Genomic DNA, 14043 nt, shown 5'->3' with positions numbered 1-14043 from the left:
AGGCCCCGGTCTCCCTTGCCGGGACCCCGGAAATGATATCGGAGCCCCCAGGAAGGCCACCGACTAGTGGCTGCGAGGCCATCAGAGGTGGTTTTAGTGAACCCTCTCGGAAGGAACCGGCTCGACGTCGTTTGCGTGGTCAAGCTCCAGGGCCGCGTGGTCTTTACCGGGCTCCACGGCATCACGCTTGTCAGCCCGTAGCTCGTCGATTCGCACCAAGATCACCCCGCACACGATGAGTGCCCCGCCCGCGAGCTGGATGGCTCCCGGTAATTCGGCCAGCAAAAGCCAGGCCCACACTACGGCGAACAACACTTCCGTCAGCGAGACGAAGGATGCCACCTTGGAACCGAGGCTTCGGGCTGCCATAATCCCCGTGACGTAGGACAGCACGGTGGACAGGATGACGAGGCCGGCGATCGAGACCCACCACGGCGTGGTCCACGGCCCGAGTTGCGTGTCCGCGGTGGCGAATGTCATGGTCACCAGACCGGTCCCGCCGGCAATCCAAATAAGGATTGAACCTGCCATGAGACCGCCGGAAGCCAGCACGATGGGCGGCAACGTGTCGTTCTGCTTGGCTGTGATGAAGAAGTAGATGACCAGGCAGACGGCCGCGGCCATGCCCCACAGGACGCCAACGAAGTCCACTTTCACGGAGCCAGTGAGGTCGAGCACCAGGACGAGTCCGCCGAGGGAAAGCAGCGTTCCAATGGCGGTGAGGGCCCGGGGACGGCGTCGGCTCGCGGCCCACAGCCACAAGACGATCATGGTTGGCGCGAGGTATTCGAGCAGGAGGGCGACGCCCACGGACAGCTTGGATACCGCGTTGAAGTAGAAAAGCTGACATCCGGCGACGCCAATCACGCCGAACAACAGGATGGTAAGCCAGTTGTCCTTGAGCTGGTGCCAACGGCCCCGGAGAGCGACCACGGCCGGGATAACCAAGATGAGCGCAGCACCGCTCAGTCGGATGGCAACTGCCGCGCCGGGGGTCCACCCGGTTTCCAGGAGGGACTTGGCAAACGAGCCCGACAAGCCGAAGACCGCTGAGGAAAAGAGCGCGAGCCCCAGGCCCGACGCCATGAAGCCCGCAGCACCAGCCCGGTTTGTTGCAGCTGACACAGCAGCCTCCTGTCAGGAGTAAAATGGGTTACGCTGCTGACAATACTCCCGAGAGATGTAAGGAGTCAAAGTGCTTTTTGCACCTGACACTGAAGTGGCGCTTCGCAGCGTGGTCAATTTGATCAATACGGCCGCCAACGGCACCGAATCCCTCATGGGTGTCGCCGAGCTCCACGCCTTCCTCGACGCGGAAGAATTCACGGGGACCAGGGCGGGAACCGAGGCCGAATTAGTCAGCGTGAAGCGACTGCGGAGCCAGCTGGCCACCCTGTGGACGGCCGATGAGGACGCGGCCGCAAAGACCGTCAACCAGCTCCTCACCGACGCACGCGCACTCCCCCAGCTGGTCAAGCACGACCACTGGGATTGGCACCTGCACGCCACCACCCCTGAAGCGCCCCTCGCGGAACGCATGGGCACGGAAGCTGCCATGGCACTTGTGGACGTCATCCGCAGCAAGGAAATGGACCGCCTGCGGGTGTGCGCGGCGGACGATTGCGACGCCGTCGTGCTGGACCTAAGCCGCAACCGCTCCAAGCTCTATTGCGATACCGGCAACTGCGCCAACCGGACGCACGTGGCCGCTTACCGGGCCCGGAAGGCGTCCGGGTCCGAATAAATGGACGGCATCGCGCCGTGCAACTTTCCAGGGCGCACGACGGCGGCCTGCCGCGAGTTTCCGGGGTTGCTGCGGTGGCCGGCCGGCAAAAAGTTGCGTGGCCTGACACGAAAGAAGACTAAGACGGCCTAGTCAGCGTCGGGGGTTTCCGTCTCGCTGCCCGCATGGGGGGCCGCAGAACCGTGGCCGTGGCTTGGCTTCCTGGAACTCAGGTTGACGCCCGAGCCCTTGCCGAGGTGCTCGGCGTTTTCCTTATGGCTCATGGAAAGCATCGCAGCGAGGACGAGGCTCACAATGAATGCGATGCCGGCGCCGGTAAAGGCGAGGTCAAAGCGGGGAGTGCGGGCGCTGCCGCCGGAGGCGAAAATCAGCACGGCGAAAAAGATCACGACGCCCCAGAACGCGGAGAACATCAGCGGTCCCTTAACCGAGGTCCGCATCTTGCGCGGCTCTCCTGGTTTCTGGTCAGCCAAGGTCATTCCTCCAATGTGGGTGCTGGCGCCGTTCGCGCCTTGAGAGTTCTACGCAGGGTAGAACGTACGACTACTAGTTTACGGCCTCAGCGGAGGGGGTTCGCCCATCGTGCCGCAGGCTCAGCCCGGACAGCACCCACAAGACTCCGGAGATGATGGCGCCGCCGCCGGCAACACCGAGAAGCGCGTGCGCTCCAAGGCTGATGAAGAACGGCAGAGCAACCGCGGTGCCGATGCCCACCACGCCGGAAATGATCCAGTCGCGGGCAAGCACGTGCCGTCCGCGCTGCCGGAATCCCTGGACCAGCTCAAACGCGCCGAGCACCAGCAATCCTACGAGCGCGGAAACGCCAACCCCCGTGTCCGACTGCGTAATCAAGGCACCCACCCCTGCCAGGCCAACGACGACGGCCGCGGCCGCCGGAGCACTCGCAGCCAGGAACGCGGCGCCCGCGGTTGCGACCAGGTAGAGCCCGGTGGCCCAGGCCAGAACGTGAACGGATGGCGAGCCCCAGAAGACTGTCACGGCCCCAAACACCAGCGCAGCACCGGCGCGGAGAAGTACGGGCTTCCAGAGCCCGGCCGCTGTGGGCGTGGATGAAGTCGCTGAAGAGGTGGGGAGAGTCACCAGCCCAGTTTAGTGCGAACCGAGGACCATCCATTTGTCAGAGCGCGCCCGCAGCCCCAGAGTGACCCCGCGGGCCAGCATGTAGCCCAGCGCGAACCCGGCCCAGAGCCACACGAGCCCCGCCGCGCCGTCGGGCCTTGTCAGGTGGACTGCCGCCAAAAGCGGCAGATATACCGCGAGGTTCACGACGCCGGCAATCGCCAGGTAGCGGGCATCGCCCGCGCCGATCAGGACGCCGTCGAGGACGAAGACGTAGCCCGCGAGGGGTTGCCCGACGGCGAGTACCCACAGTGCCGCGGTGAGCGCGGACTGAACGCCGGCGTCGGAGGTGAAAAGGAAGCCTGCCCACGGAGCGGCCAGCGCGAGGAGCACGCCGGTCACCACGCCGAAACCCACACCCCAGCGGATCATCGTGCGGGTGAGATCGCGCGCCCGCGCCGGATGGGAGGCTCCGAGTTCCTTGCCGATGAGGGCCTGCGCAGCAATCGCCAAGGCGTCCAGGGCGAAGGCAAGGAAGGAGAAAATGGTCATCGCGAGCTGGTGCGCGGCGAGGTTCACGGACCCCTGGGAAGTGACCACCAGGACCGTGGCCAGGATAGCCAGGCGCAGGCTGAGGGTGCGGAGCATGAGCCATGAACCCACGCTGGTCATCGTGCGGATTCCACGCCAGTCCGGGCGCAGCGAAACGCCGTGGCGCCGGGCATTTCGTCCCACCATCGCCAAATAGACGGCCGCCATGGCCCACTGCGCAATGCTGGTGCCGATGGCTGACCCCGCCACGGACAAGTGCAGCCCGTAGACCAGAACCATGTTGAGGGCGATGTTGACGGCGAATCCCGCTGTCGCGACCACCAAGGGCGTGCGGGTGTCCTGCAGTCCGCGCAAGACGCCGGTGCCGGCGAAGATCAGGAGCATGGCGACGAGTCCCGGCATGGACCAGCGCAGATACTCGACGGCGTATGCCCGGACCTCGCCACTGGCTCCGAGCAGCCCGACCAGCGGCTCAGCCGCGAGGAAGCCGGCCACCGCGAGGACGGTGCCCAACAGTAAGGCCAGCCAGACGCCGTCGCGCCCTGCGGCCAGCGCCTTGGCGAGCTTTCCGTCCCCGATGGCCCGAGCCACCGCGGGAGTTGTCGAATATGCCAGAAAGACCATAAGTCCGACGGCGGTATACAGCAGGGTGGAGGCCAGCCCCACGCCGGCCAGTTGAGGGACGCCAAGGTGGCCGACAATGGCGGAGTCGGCCAAGAGAAAGAGTGGTTCGGCGATGAGCGCTCCAAAGGCGGGGACAGCCAGGCGCAGGATCTCGCGGGCAGTGGAGGGCGCGGTGGGACGGGTCACTGTTTGGGGCACTTTCCCAGCCTAGCGGGGCAGCGGCGGGTAGATTGTTGAGGTGTCGCTCGAGCATCCCATCACCGTTTCCGTCGCCCGCACCATCACCCCCGGCTACACCCGCCAAGCCAACGCATGGGCCCACGCGGGTCAGGAACTTGCCCGGGAATGGCCCGGCTACCTGGGTTCAGGGTGGGTGCGCACGGCGGCCGATTCCGATGAATGGCACATGCTCTACCGCTTCGCGGACGCTGAATCCCTGCAGGCTTGGGAGGAATCCGAAGAGCGCCGATGGTGGATCGAAAGTGCCGCCGAGCTCATGGAGGTCACACGGGTGGAGCGCCGTTCCGGCATCGAAGGATGGTTCTCCCAACCCGGCGACGTGAACCTCGTCGTCCCGGAGACGGTGGTGCCGCCGCGATGGAAGCAGGCCGTCAGCATCTTCGTGCCGTTCTTTCCCTTGAGCTTGCTGGCCAATTTCCTGCTGCACCCGCTGGTCCTGGGCTGGCCGCTGGTCCTCCAGGTTTTGTTGAACATCTGCATCCTGACGCCGCTCATGGTCTACATTTTCCTGCCGGTCACCACCCGGCTCCTGAAGCCCTGGCTGGAAGCAAAGCGGAAGGGCCAGTAGCCTCTGCCGGGACTTCGGAGGCGGCCTTGCCGCGTCACGTTTGTTTGACACTTCAAGCAAAGTCCGAAAGGCTTGAGTTGAAGCTTCAACAAATTGGCTCCGGCCTTGGGAGCTTCGCGACAGCCAACCGCTACCCGAAAACGGTGCAAACACATGAACCAGTCCACCCTGACCAACACAGCCCTTACCGTCCTGCGCGTCATCGTCGGCTTCATCTTCGCCGCGCATGGCTGGCAGAAATTCACCGAGTTCACCATCGCAGGCACACAGGCCGCCTTCGGCAAGATGGGCGTACCCGCCGCCGACGTGGTGGCCCCGATCGTTGCAACCATCGAGCTTGTCGGAGGCATTGCCCTCATCGCAGGTGTGCTGACCCGCGTCTTCGCTGCCCTCCTTGCACTGGACATGCTCGGCGCCCTGTTCCTGGTCCACGCCCCGGCCGGCCTGTTTGCCGACAAGGGCGGGTACGAACTCGTCCTGGCCCTCGCCGCCGCGGCGGCAGCCGTGGCCCTGACCGGCGCCGGACGGATCTCCATCGACGCCGCGGTATTCGGCCGGAGGGGTTCCAAGCTGCGCGTCCTCGCCTAGGATCGCACGCGCTGCCGCGCTGGCGACATCCAAGTGCGCTGGCGACACCCGGATCCGGGCGTCGCTGGTCGCCAGTCCGTCATACAGCGCGTCGGCATCCGCACCGTGGATACACTCACGTCATGAGCGAGCTCCCCTCCCACTCCGTCACGCTGCGGTTCCTTGCTTCCCCCACCGACGTCGGACACAGCGGGTCCGTCGACGCCGGCACAGTCCTTGAGTGGGTCGACAAGGCCGCGTACGCGGCAGCTGTTGGCTGGGCGAAGTCCTATTGCGTCACGGCATATGTGGGCAACATCCATTTCGCCGATCCTGTGAACAGCGGAGACATGGTCGAAGTGGAAGCGACTATCGTCTACACGGGCCGCTCTTCCATGCACATCCGGACCATCGTGTCCTCCGGCGACCCCAAGGGCGGGCCGGCCACGATGCGCAGCCAGTGCCTGGTGATCTTCGTTGCGGTCGGTCCCGACGGACGACCGGTTCCCGTCCCCCAGTTCGAGCCCTCGACGCCGGAGGAAATCGAGCAGCGCGACCACGCCCTCGCGCGGATCGCCGTGCGGGAAAAGATCGTCGAAGCCATGAACGCACAGGAATATACCGACGCCGGCACGGCCGAGCGCGTTGTTCTCCGCTTCATGGCGGCCCCCACTGATGTGAACTGGGGCGGGAAGGTCCACGGCGGCATCGTCATGAAGTGGATTGACGAGGCCGCCTACGTCTGCGCTTCCCGCTATTCCGGCAAGGACGCCGTGGCCGTGTTCTCCGGGGGCGTGCGCTTCTACCGCCCACTGTTGATCGGCGACGTAGTGGAAGTCGAAGCCCGGCTCGTCTACACAGGCCACAAAGGCATGCATATTGCCGTGCATGTGCGCTCCGGAAACCCCAAGAGCCGTGAGATGAACCTGACCACCTACTGCCTCACAGTCATGGTGGCCAGGGACCAGACCGGCACGTCCGTTCCGATCCCGCCCTGGACGCCGGAAACCGACGAGGACCGGCGCCTTCACGCCCACGCCCGCGAACTGCTGGAGATCCGGGGACGGGCTCCTGGGAACCGGACGCCGGACCATTTGCTTAATGGCCGTTAGGCTGAAGCAAAACGCAAGGTGCAGTGGCCGCCCCCAGCGGTGGCCACTGCACCTTTTTAGTTACCGATTACCGTGAGCTGCCGATGACTAGCGGCTGATAGCGGCCGGCACTGTTTCCAAGGGCACGTGCCGCACGGCTCCCTTGTCCGCCGAAAGCGCGAACGCCGCGTATGCGCGCAGCGCGGGCGAGACGGCGCGTTCGCGGTTGCGGGGCTGGTAGCCGGTGGTCACCTCGAGCAGTGCGCGACGGCGGTCAAGCTCGTCCTCGGGCACCTCAACAGTGATCGAGCGGGCGGGAATGTCGATGGAAATCGTGTCGCCGTCCTCGATGAGGGCGATCGCTCCTCCTGCGGCGGCTTCGGGAGAGATGTGGCCGATCGATAGCCCGGAGGTGCCCCCGGAGAATCGTCCGTCGGTGATGAGTGCGCACTTGGCCCCGAGTCCGAGACCCTTCAGGAATGACGTCGGGTAGAGCATTTCCTGCATGCCAGGGCCGCCGCGCGGGCCTTCGTATCGAATGACGACGACGTCGCCCTCGACGATTCGCTTGCTCAAGATTGCCTCTACGGCGTCATCCTGCGATTCGAAAACCACGGCCGGGCCGGAGAAGCGGAAGATCGACTCATCCACGCCGGCGGTCTTTACGACGCATCCATCGGGCGAGATGTTGCCTCGGAGCACGGCCAGGCCGCCTTCCACGGTGTGGGCGTTGGCGATCGAGCGGACGCAGCCGTTCTCGGCGTCGGTGTCCAGGCTCTCCCAGCGCTCCGACTGGGAGAAGGCCGTAGCCGAGCGGACACAACCGGGGGCAGCGTGGAAGAGTTCGGTGGCCTCGTCGCTCGCGTGGCCGCCGCGGATGTCCCAGGCGTCCAGCCAGGAGCGCAGGTCTGAGCTGTGCACGGAGCGCACGTTGTGGTTGAGCATCCCGCCGCGGTCCAGCTCGCCCATGATGGCCGGGATGCCGCCGGCGCGGTGGACGTCTTCGATCAGGTAGGTGCCGTTGGGCGCCACCTTGGACAAGCACGGGGTGCGGCGCGAGATGGCGTCGATGTCCTCGAGGGTGAAGTCGAGTTCGGCTTCCTGGGCAGCGGCGAGCAAATGCAGGATCGTGTTGGACGAGCCGCCCATCGCGATGTCCATGGTCATCGCGTTCTCGAACGCCTCACGGCCCGCGATGGACCGGGGCAGAACGGAATCGTCGTCGTCGAAGTAGTGCGCCTTGGTGATGTCGACGATGGCTTTGCCGGCGTCCTCGTAGAGGTCGCGGCGGGCGGTGTGGGTGGCGAGCGTCGTGCCGTTACCCGGCAGCGAGAGCCCGAGCGCCTCGGTGAGGCAGTTCATCGAGTTGGCAGTGAACATCCCCGAGCAGGAACCACAGGTGGGACACGCATTCTCTTCCAAGGTGAGCAGATCGGCGTCGGAGACGCTTTCGTCCACGGAGTCGGCGATCGCGGAGATTAGGTTCAGGCGCTTGCGCACGGTGCCATCGACCAGTACGGCGGTGCCACCCTCCATCGGGCCGCCGCTGACAAAGACCGTGGGAATGTTCAGGCGCAGTGCGGCCATCAACATGCCAGGGGTGATCTTGTCGCAATTCGAGATGCAGATGAGCGCATCGGCACAGTGGGCGTTGACCATGTACTCGACCGAGTCGGCGATCAGTTCGCGAGACGGGAGCGAGTAGAGCATGCCGCCGTGACCCATGGCGATGCCGTCATCCACCGCAATGGTGTTGAACTCGCGCGGGATGCCACCTGCCTCGATGATGGCGTCGGAGACGATACGTCCGACCGGCTGAAGGTGCGTGTGTCCGGGGACGAATTCGGTGAAGCTGTTCGCGACGGCGATGATCGGCTTTCCGAAGTCGGCCCCGTTCACGCCGGCGGCACGGAGCAACGCCCGTGCGCCGACCATGTTGCGACCGTGGGTGACTGTTCGTGAACGTAGTTGAGGCATTTCACCAGTCAATCAGCCGAATCACGGGGGTTGAAGACGCTCTTGGTACTAGTAGTGGCAGTGCTAGATTTAGTGGAATGAGTGAGGAGCGCAGGCGGGAGTTGGGCCAATTCCTGCGCGACAGGCGCGGAAACCTGGTTCGGGCGGAGTTGGGGTTGCCGCCGATTGGACGGAGCCGCACCCTCGGGCTGCGCCGCGAAGAGGTCGCTTCGTTCGCCGCGGTCAGCGTCACTTGGTACACCTGGCTCGAACAAGGCCGCGAAATCAATGCCTCCCGGCAGGTGCTCGAGGCGATTGCGCGGGTGCTTGGCCTCACCGGGGCCGAGAAGTCCTACCTGCTGGCACTGGGCGGCTACACCCCCGTGCCGGATGCCGAGGTGGGAGTGATCGAGGAGGCTCCGGCGCACGTCCAGCGGCTGCTCGATTCTGTTGACTTCCCCGCCTTTGCCGTGGCCCCGGACTGGGGGATCGCCGGCTGGAACCGCGCTTATGCCGGCCTGTATTCGCGGATCGCCGCCGTCGACCTGGCCGACAGAAACCTCTTGTGGCTGATCTTCACGGACCCGCACCTGCGCGAGATGCTGCCCGATTGGGAAGAGACGTCACGCCATTTTGTCGCCGAATTCCGGGCGGAGGCGGGCGCCCGGCTCGGCTCGGCCGCCCACACCACGCTGATCAACCGACTGGTCGAGGCCAGTCCGGAGTTCGCGAAACTCTGGGCGGACCGCGGCGTGGAGCGGTTCGCGTCCAGGCAGCGCGTGTTCCTGCATCCCGTGGTCGGCGAACTGGTCTTTGAGCAGCACCGTCTGGCGCCCTCGGATGCGCCGCAGCTGCACCTCGTGATGTACGCACCGGTACCGGGCACGCCCACGAGTAATCGGATGCGTGCGCTGGTGGAGGGCTAGCGTCCGGCCCTAGAACCCACCGCCGCCGCCGCCAGTCTCGCCCGCCATATTGGCGAAACGGGAGTAGTGCCCCTGGAAGGCAACCACGATGTCCTTGGTGGGACCGTTACGGTGCTTGGCGATGAGGATGTCAGCCTCGCCGGCGCGGGGGGATTCCTTGTCGTAGACGTCTTCGCGGTGAAGCAGGATGACCATGTCGGCGTCCTGCTCGATGGAGCCCGATTCACGGAGATCCGAGACCATGGGCCGTTTGTCCTGGCGCTGTTCGGATCCACGGTTGAGCTGCGAGAGCGCGATGACGGGAACCTGGAGCTCCTTGGCCAACAGCTTGAGGGCACGCGAGAATTCGGAGACTTCCTGCTGGCGGGATTCCACCTTCTTGCCGGAGCTCATGAGCTGGAGGTAGTCGAGGATCACCAGTTTGAGGTCGTGCTGCTGCTTCAGGCGCCGGCACTTGGCCCTGATTTCCATGAGGGACATATTGGGGCTGTCGTCGATGAACAACGGGGCATCGTTCATGCGGCCCATGGTGGTGGCGATCTTGGACCACTGCTCGTCCTTGATGGTGCCCTTGCGAAGGTCCTGAAGGCCGATGGTGGCCTCCGCGGACAGCAGGCGCATCGCGATTTCGTTGCGTCCCATTTCCAGGGAGAACATCACGGTGGCGAGATTGTTCTTGATGGCCGCGGAACGGGCGAAGTCAAGCGCGAACGTGGACTTACCGACGGCGGGGCGCGCGGCGATGACGATCATCTGGCCCGGGTGCAGACCATGGGTGAGCTCATCGAGTTCGTAGAACCCGGTGGGGACGCCCGTCATGCCCTCTCCGCGGTGGCCGGATGCCTCGATCTCGTCAACGGTGGATTCCATGACGTCCTTGAGCGCCACGTAGTCTTCCGCAGTGCGGCGTTCGGCCACGGCATAGATCTCGGCCTGGGCCTGGTTGACGAGGTCTTCCACCTCTCCGTCCTGGCCGTAGCCCATCTGGACGATCTTGGTGCCGGCGTTGACGAGCCGGCGCAGGACGGCGCGTTCGGCGACGATTTCGGCATAGTAGCCTGCGTTGGCCGCCGTGGGCACGGTCTGGATCAGCTCGTGCAGGTAGGCAGGGCCGCCGATCCTGTTGATCTCGCCGCGCTTGGTCAGCTCATCGGACACCGTAACGGCATCGGCAGGTTCGCCGCGCCCGTAGAGATCGATGATGGACTCGTAGATCGTCTCGTGGGCCGGGCGGTAGAAGTCATGGCCGCGGACAATCTCCACGACGTCCGCAATGGCGTCCTTGGACAGCATCATGCCGCCGAGAACCGATTGCTCAGCGGGGATGTCCTGCGGAGGTTTGCGGCTGGCGTCCGATGTCCGGCCGCCCTCGATCGAATCCAAGTGCGTAACTGACAAGCCGTCCTCCATTGTGTACCGCGGCAGATAACTGTTCCGGGCGGTGCGGTAGGCCAATGCCCAGGTGTGGGTTGCTCCGACCGCCCGGTTTATGCCGGCTGGTCCAAACTGTTCCGTAGGGCACCGACAATTTTGGATTCCCGAGATTTCCACAACTTATCCACAGACAGGTCCGCGGGCGTGCTGCTTACCGACGGCACCGAGGCACCATCCACGAGAAACAGGGGTTTTCCAAGTACCTAAAGCAGGTACTCAGCCACGTTAGCCCTGCTTTTCCGAGGCACCAAGCCGGGCCTGTGGATAAAGTGTGGAATACATACCCCTACTTGTGCACAGTCTGTGCATGACCCTGTGGAAAGAGAAATTCTTTTTGCGGCAAATAGCCTCTGAACTGGGAAAACGTTCTTCATGACATGTGGATCAAAAGTATTTTCTTCGGCGGATCATCCACAGGCCGATTCGCTCAATCCACGCCCAGCCCCTCGTCCAATGGCCCAAAGAGGGATAAATATGCCAAAAATGTGATACTCCCCACAATCTCTCCCAGAATTTGACAGCCGGCTCTCAGAAGCTATGCCAAAGCGGGAATGTGCTGTGGATAACTGCGTTCTGACATAAGCTCTAGGTATGGGTTTCACTGTTGGGGATGTACTGCTGGTCGCAATGCCCGTTGTCATCCTCGTGGCTGTGATTTGGGCCCTCACGGCGGCATTCAAGCCACGCAACTCAGGGTTGTCCGACGCTGAGCGCTATCAACGGGAGCTGGCCGCCCGCTCGGCAGCCCACCAGGCCGCCCAAGTGCAGGCGGCAACGGCGGCAAGGGCCCGCATCGATGCATCCACGAGGCCGAGCCAGAACGCGCAGCAACAGTCCCAGCAGGACAGCCAGTCGAGGGCCGCGTTGAGGGCGCAAGTCGGGGCCAGTCCGGGGGTCGGCCAGGCCGGCTACAACGGTCCCATCCTGCCAAACGGGCAGTTGAATCCACAGTTCGCCCTGCAATTGCAGGGCATGGTCCGCAGCGGGCAGAAGATTCAGGCCATCAAGCTCCTGCGCCAGCAAACCCACTCGGACTTGTTGACCGCCAAGAACTACATAGATCGGCTTTAGCGCATGTCATCCCTACTCGTTCCGGTCTTGATCCTGGCGGCCGTCGTCATCGGCGTGCTGCTGATCAGCCGCGTGCTCTCCCGCCGCTCCGCGGAACTCCGCGGCATTGCTGCGACGCGCAAGGCGTCCGTGGACCCTGTGGAGCTGGCCCGCGAGGCCGCCGCGAAGCTCAGCGAGGATCAACACCGGCAGCTGTATTCCCTGATCGCCCAAGGTCAGGCCATGGCGGCCATCAAGCTGTACCTCAGCGCCACCGGAGAAGGCCTGCGCGCCTCACGGGACGCCGTCGGCGCCCTCGCAGCGCACCCGCAGCCCTTCCGCAAGCCCGAACCTGCCCCGCAGGACCTCATGCCCGACGACGACGAGCCGGAGCGCTTCCCGTACCGTTACCGGGCAATCGCCAGCAAGGGCGACGTCACGCGTGAAGTGAGCAGCAACATGCTCAATGACGAGATCTACGGACGGATCCGCACCTTGGCCAAGAGCGGCGACGTCGAAGCTGCGGCGTTGGCCCTGACCAAGCATTCCGACATCAGCATGAAGCAGGCCCGGGAGTTCATCGAGCTGCTGGACGATTAGTGCCAGGAGCGGGCAGCCGGGGCTCGCCTAGCGTCCGGCGGTGATCCCTGCGAGGAGCTGCTCAAAAGGCAGGGATTCCATCGCGTCCGCCTTGCGGTGCGGTTGCTCGCCGCTCAGGAGCCGGGACAGCTCGCCCGCCGCCCGGTCCACGCGGACCGATAGTGGCGACGCGCCGTCGTCGGTGTTTCCCCAATCCTGGGGCCCGGCGAAAACGGACGTCTGGGTTATCCGGGTGCGAAGGTAGGTGAAGAGCGGACGCATGGCGTAGTCGAGCACCATTTGGTGCCGATCCGTGCCGCCCGTGGCGCCGAGAAGGACTGCCTTGCCGTCCAGGGACTTCGGGTCCAGAACGTCAATGAAGGACTTGAACAGCCCGCTGTAGGAGGCGCTGAAGACGGGAGTGACGGCGATGATCCCATCGGAATCCTCGACGCCCGCTATCACCTCCGCGAGACGCGGTGCGGCATAGCCCGTGACGAAGTTGTTGGCGATATCCACGGCAAGGTCCCGGAGTTCGATAACGTCCACCTGCACCTCGTACCCGGCATCGCCCAGCTGGCGCTTGGCCGACGCAGCGAGCTGGTCTGCAAGGAGCCGACTCGACGACGGTACGCCAAGTCCGGCGGAAAGGACGGCTATGCGGCGGGTCTCCATTGCGATCTCCTGTTGCTAGGCGGTTCGATGGCTTCAAACCAGAGTACATGCGTTTGCATCTATACTCCCAAACTGTGCCCCCGTTCCTTTTATTCCCCTGCTACAGCCGCACGGTTCCCTGGATACACATCACCGAACTCCCACCGACCCAGATGTCGCCGTCTTCCGCCTTGACGTGGATGCGTCCCGCCCGGCCCAGCACGGTACCCTGCGCGGCGACGTATTGCTCCGGCGCCCGGCCGCTGCCGATCAACCACTGGGCAGCGCCCGCGTTGAAGCTTCCCGTCACAGGGTCCTCCACCATGGCGTCTCCGGGAATGAATGTCCGGACTTCGAAGTCGACGCCGGCACCCGGTTCATGGGGACCAATCACACCAACCTTCAGATCCCCCAGCGCCGCAAGGTCCGGCTCAAGGCCAAGGACCTGCTCAGCCGAATCGAGTAGTACGCCGATCCATTGCGGGCCATTTACAAGCCACGAGGCATCCAAGAGCGCGGTTAGAGGCAGCCGAAGTCCAGCGGCCAACTGTTCCATGATTGCCTCGCCCACGGGCCCGAAGCGGGTCAGTGGCGGCGCAGCGAAGGCGAGGCGGCCGCCGTCGAGCTTTACCTTCACCAAGCCTGCGCCGCATTCCTGAACCAGTACCCCGTCCTGCTTCGGCACTCCGCCGGACGCCAGCCACGCATGCGCCGAGCCGAGCGTCGGATGTCCAGCGAAAGGAAATTCCTCGCTGCCGGTGAAGATCCGGACGCGGTAATCGGCCGCAGGATCGCTCGGCGGCAGCAGGAAGGTGGTCTCAGACAGGTTGGTCCAGTTGGCAAAGTGCTGCATCTGGTCCGCGCTGAGCCCTTCAGCGTCGACGACCACGGCAAGCGGATTGCCGAGGTACGGCACGTCGGTGAAGACATCCACTTGCGAGAAGGGCCTGGTGCGCATGGTTTCAAGGTTCACCGCTG

At 64.5% G+C, this 14043-nt stretch carries 15 protein-coding genes; 7 read left to right on the top strand and 8 right to left on the bottom strand.

Features of this window, described 5'->3' with window-relative positions; translation table 11 throughout:
* Nucleotides 1–93 precede the first annotated feature (93 nt).
* Nucleotides 94–1125 carry an EamA family transporter gene (locus NFJ07_RS08580; RefSeq protein WP_269993691.1) on the bottom strand — a complete coding sequence of 344 codons (1032 nt, stop codon included), beginning with the start codon at nucleotides 1123–1125 and terminating at the stop codon, nucleotides 94–96.
* A gap of 70 nt (nucleotides 1126–1195) precedes the next feature.
* On the opposite strand from NFJ07_RS08580, the gene NFJ07_RS08575 reads away from it, so the two are divergent.
* The gene (locus tag NFJ07_RS08575) at nucleotides 1196–1744 is read left to right on the top strand and encodes a CGNR zinc finger domain-containing protein (protein WP_269993690.1); all 549 of its coding nucleotides are present in this window, start codon (nucleotides 1196–1198) and stop codon (nucleotides 1742–1744) included.
* Between the two features lie 128 nt (nucleotides 1745–1872).
* Here the strand turns inward: NFJ07_RS08575 and NFJ07_RS08570 are convergent, their stop codons facing one another.
* The 3 genes from NFJ07_RS08570 to NFJ07_RS08560 all read right to left on the bottom strand — a co-directional run bounded on the left by NFJ07_RS08570 (nucleotide 1873) and on the right by NFJ07_RS08560 (nucleotide 4198).
* The gene (locus NFJ07_RS08570; RefSeq protein ID WP_269993689.1) at nucleotides 1873–2223 is read right to left on the bottom strand and encodes a hypothetical protein; all 351 of its coding nucleotides are present in this window, start codon (nucleotides 2221–2223) and stop codon (nucleotides 1873–1875) included.
* A 67-nt stretch (nucleotides 2224–2290) separates the two neighbouring features.
* On the bottom strand, nucleotides 2291–2845 hold the full coding sequence (locus NFJ07_RS08565; protein WP_269993688.1) for a hypothetical protein: 555 nt from the start codon (nucleotides 2843–2845) through the stop codon (nucleotides 2291–2293).
* Nucleotides 2846–2854: 9 nt separating this feature from the next.
* A complete protein-coding gene (locus NFJ07_RS08560) occupies nucleotides 2855–4198 on the bottom strand; it encodes an MATE family efflux transporter (RefSeq protein ID WP_269993687.1) in 1344 nt (447 codons plus the stop codon).
* A 40-nt stretch (nucleotides 4199–4238) separates the two neighbouring features.
* Between NFJ07_RS08560 and NFJ07_RS08555 the strand changes: the two genes are divergently transcribed.
* The 3 genes from NFJ07_RS08555 to NFJ07_RS08545 all read left to right on the top strand — a co-directional run bounded on the left by NFJ07_RS08555 (nucleotide 4239) and on the right by NFJ07_RS08545 (nucleotide 6487).
* Nucleotides 4239–4808 (top strand): antibiotic biosynthesis monooxygenase, encoded by a 570-nt coding sequence (locus NFJ07_RS08555; RefSeq protein WP_269993686.1) that lies wholly within the window; start codon nucleotides 4239–4241, stop codon nucleotides 4806–4808.
* 153 nt (nucleotides 4809–4961) lie between these two features.
* Nucleotides 4962–5396 carry a DoxX family protein gene (locus NFJ07_RS08550; protein WP_269993685.1) on the top strand — a complete coding sequence of 145 codons (435 nt, stop codon included), beginning with the start codon at nucleotides 4962–4964 and terminating at the stop codon, nucleotides 5394–5396.
* Nucleotides 5397–5518: 122 nt separating this feature from the next.
* Nucleotides 5519–6487, top strand: coding sequence for an acyl-CoA thioesterase (locus tag NFJ07_RS08545; RefSeq protein ID WP_269993684.1), 969 nt, complete (start codon nucleotides 5519–5521; stop codon nucleotides 6485–6487).
* 87 nt (nucleotides 6488–6574) lie between these two features.
* Here the strand turns inward: NFJ07_RS08545 and ilvD are convergent, their stop codons facing one another.
* Entirely contained in the window at nucleotides 6575–8443 is a 1869-nt protein-coding gene (gene ilvD, locus NFJ07_RS08540) for a dihydroxy-acid dehydratase (protein WP_269993683.1), read from the bottom strand.
* A 77-nt stretch (nucleotides 8444–8520) separates the two neighbouring features.
* On the opposite strand from ilvD, the gene NFJ07_RS08535 reads away from it, so the two are divergent.
* On the top strand, nucleotides 8521–9348 hold the full coding sequence (locus NFJ07_RS08535; RefSeq protein ID WP_269993682.1) for a helix-turn-helix transcriptional regulator: 828 nt from the start codon (nucleotides 8521–8523) through the stop codon (nucleotides 9346–9348).
* 9 nt (nucleotides 9349–9357) lie between these two features.
* On the opposite strand, the gene dnaB is transcribed toward NFJ07_RS08535, so the two are convergent.
* Nucleotides 9358–10746: a replicative DNA helicase gene (dnaB, locus tag NFJ07_RS08530; RefSeq protein ID WP_269993681.1), complete on the bottom strand. Its 1389-nt coding sequence runs from the start codon at nucleotides 10744–10746 to the stop codon at nucleotides 9358–9360.
* A 627-nt stretch (nucleotides 10747–11373) separates the two neighbouring features.
* On the opposite strand from dnaB, the gene NFJ07_RS08525 reads away from it, so the two are divergent.
* Together NFJ07_RS08525 and NFJ07_RS08520 are read left to right on the top strand one after the other, a co-directional pair.
* Nucleotides 11374–11853: a hypothetical protein gene (locus tag NFJ07_RS08525; RefSeq protein ID WP_269993680.1), complete on the top strand. Its 480-nt coding sequence runs from the start codon at nucleotides 11374–11376 to the stop codon at nucleotides 11851–11853.
* 3 nt (nucleotides 11854–11856) lie between these two features.
* Nucleotides 11857–12432, top strand: coding sequence for a hypothetical protein (locus tag NFJ07_RS08520; RefSeq protein WP_269993679.1), 576 nt, complete (start codon nucleotides 11857–11859; stop codon nucleotides 12430–12432).
* Nucleotides 12433–12459: 27 nt separating this feature from the next.
* Here the strand turns inward: NFJ07_RS08520 and NFJ07_RS08515 are convergent, their stop codons facing one another.
* Nucleotides 12460–13086, bottom strand: a complete 627-nt coding sequence (locus tag NFJ07_RS08515; RefSeq protein ID WP_269993678.1) for an FMN reductase — start codon at nucleotides 13084–13086, stop codon at nucleotides 12460–12462.
* A gap of 100 nt (nucleotides 13087–13186) precedes the next feature.
* Nucleotides 13187–14023 (bottom strand): PhzF family phenazine biosynthesis protein, encoded by an 837-nt coding sequence (locus tag NFJ07_RS08510; protein WP_269993919.1) that lies wholly within the window; start codon nucleotides 14021–14023, stop codon nucleotides 13187–13189.
* Nucleotides 14024–14043: the final 20 nt, after the last annotated feature.

Origin of the sequence: Arthrobacter sp. B2a2-09, assembly GCF_027587375.1 — a bacterium.
Taxonomy (GTDB): Bacteria; Actinomycetota; Actinomycetes; order Actinomycetales; family Micrococcaceae; genus Arthrobacter.
Note: the sequence above shows the minus strand (reverse complement) of the source record. Positions and strands in the feature narration are given on the sequence as shown.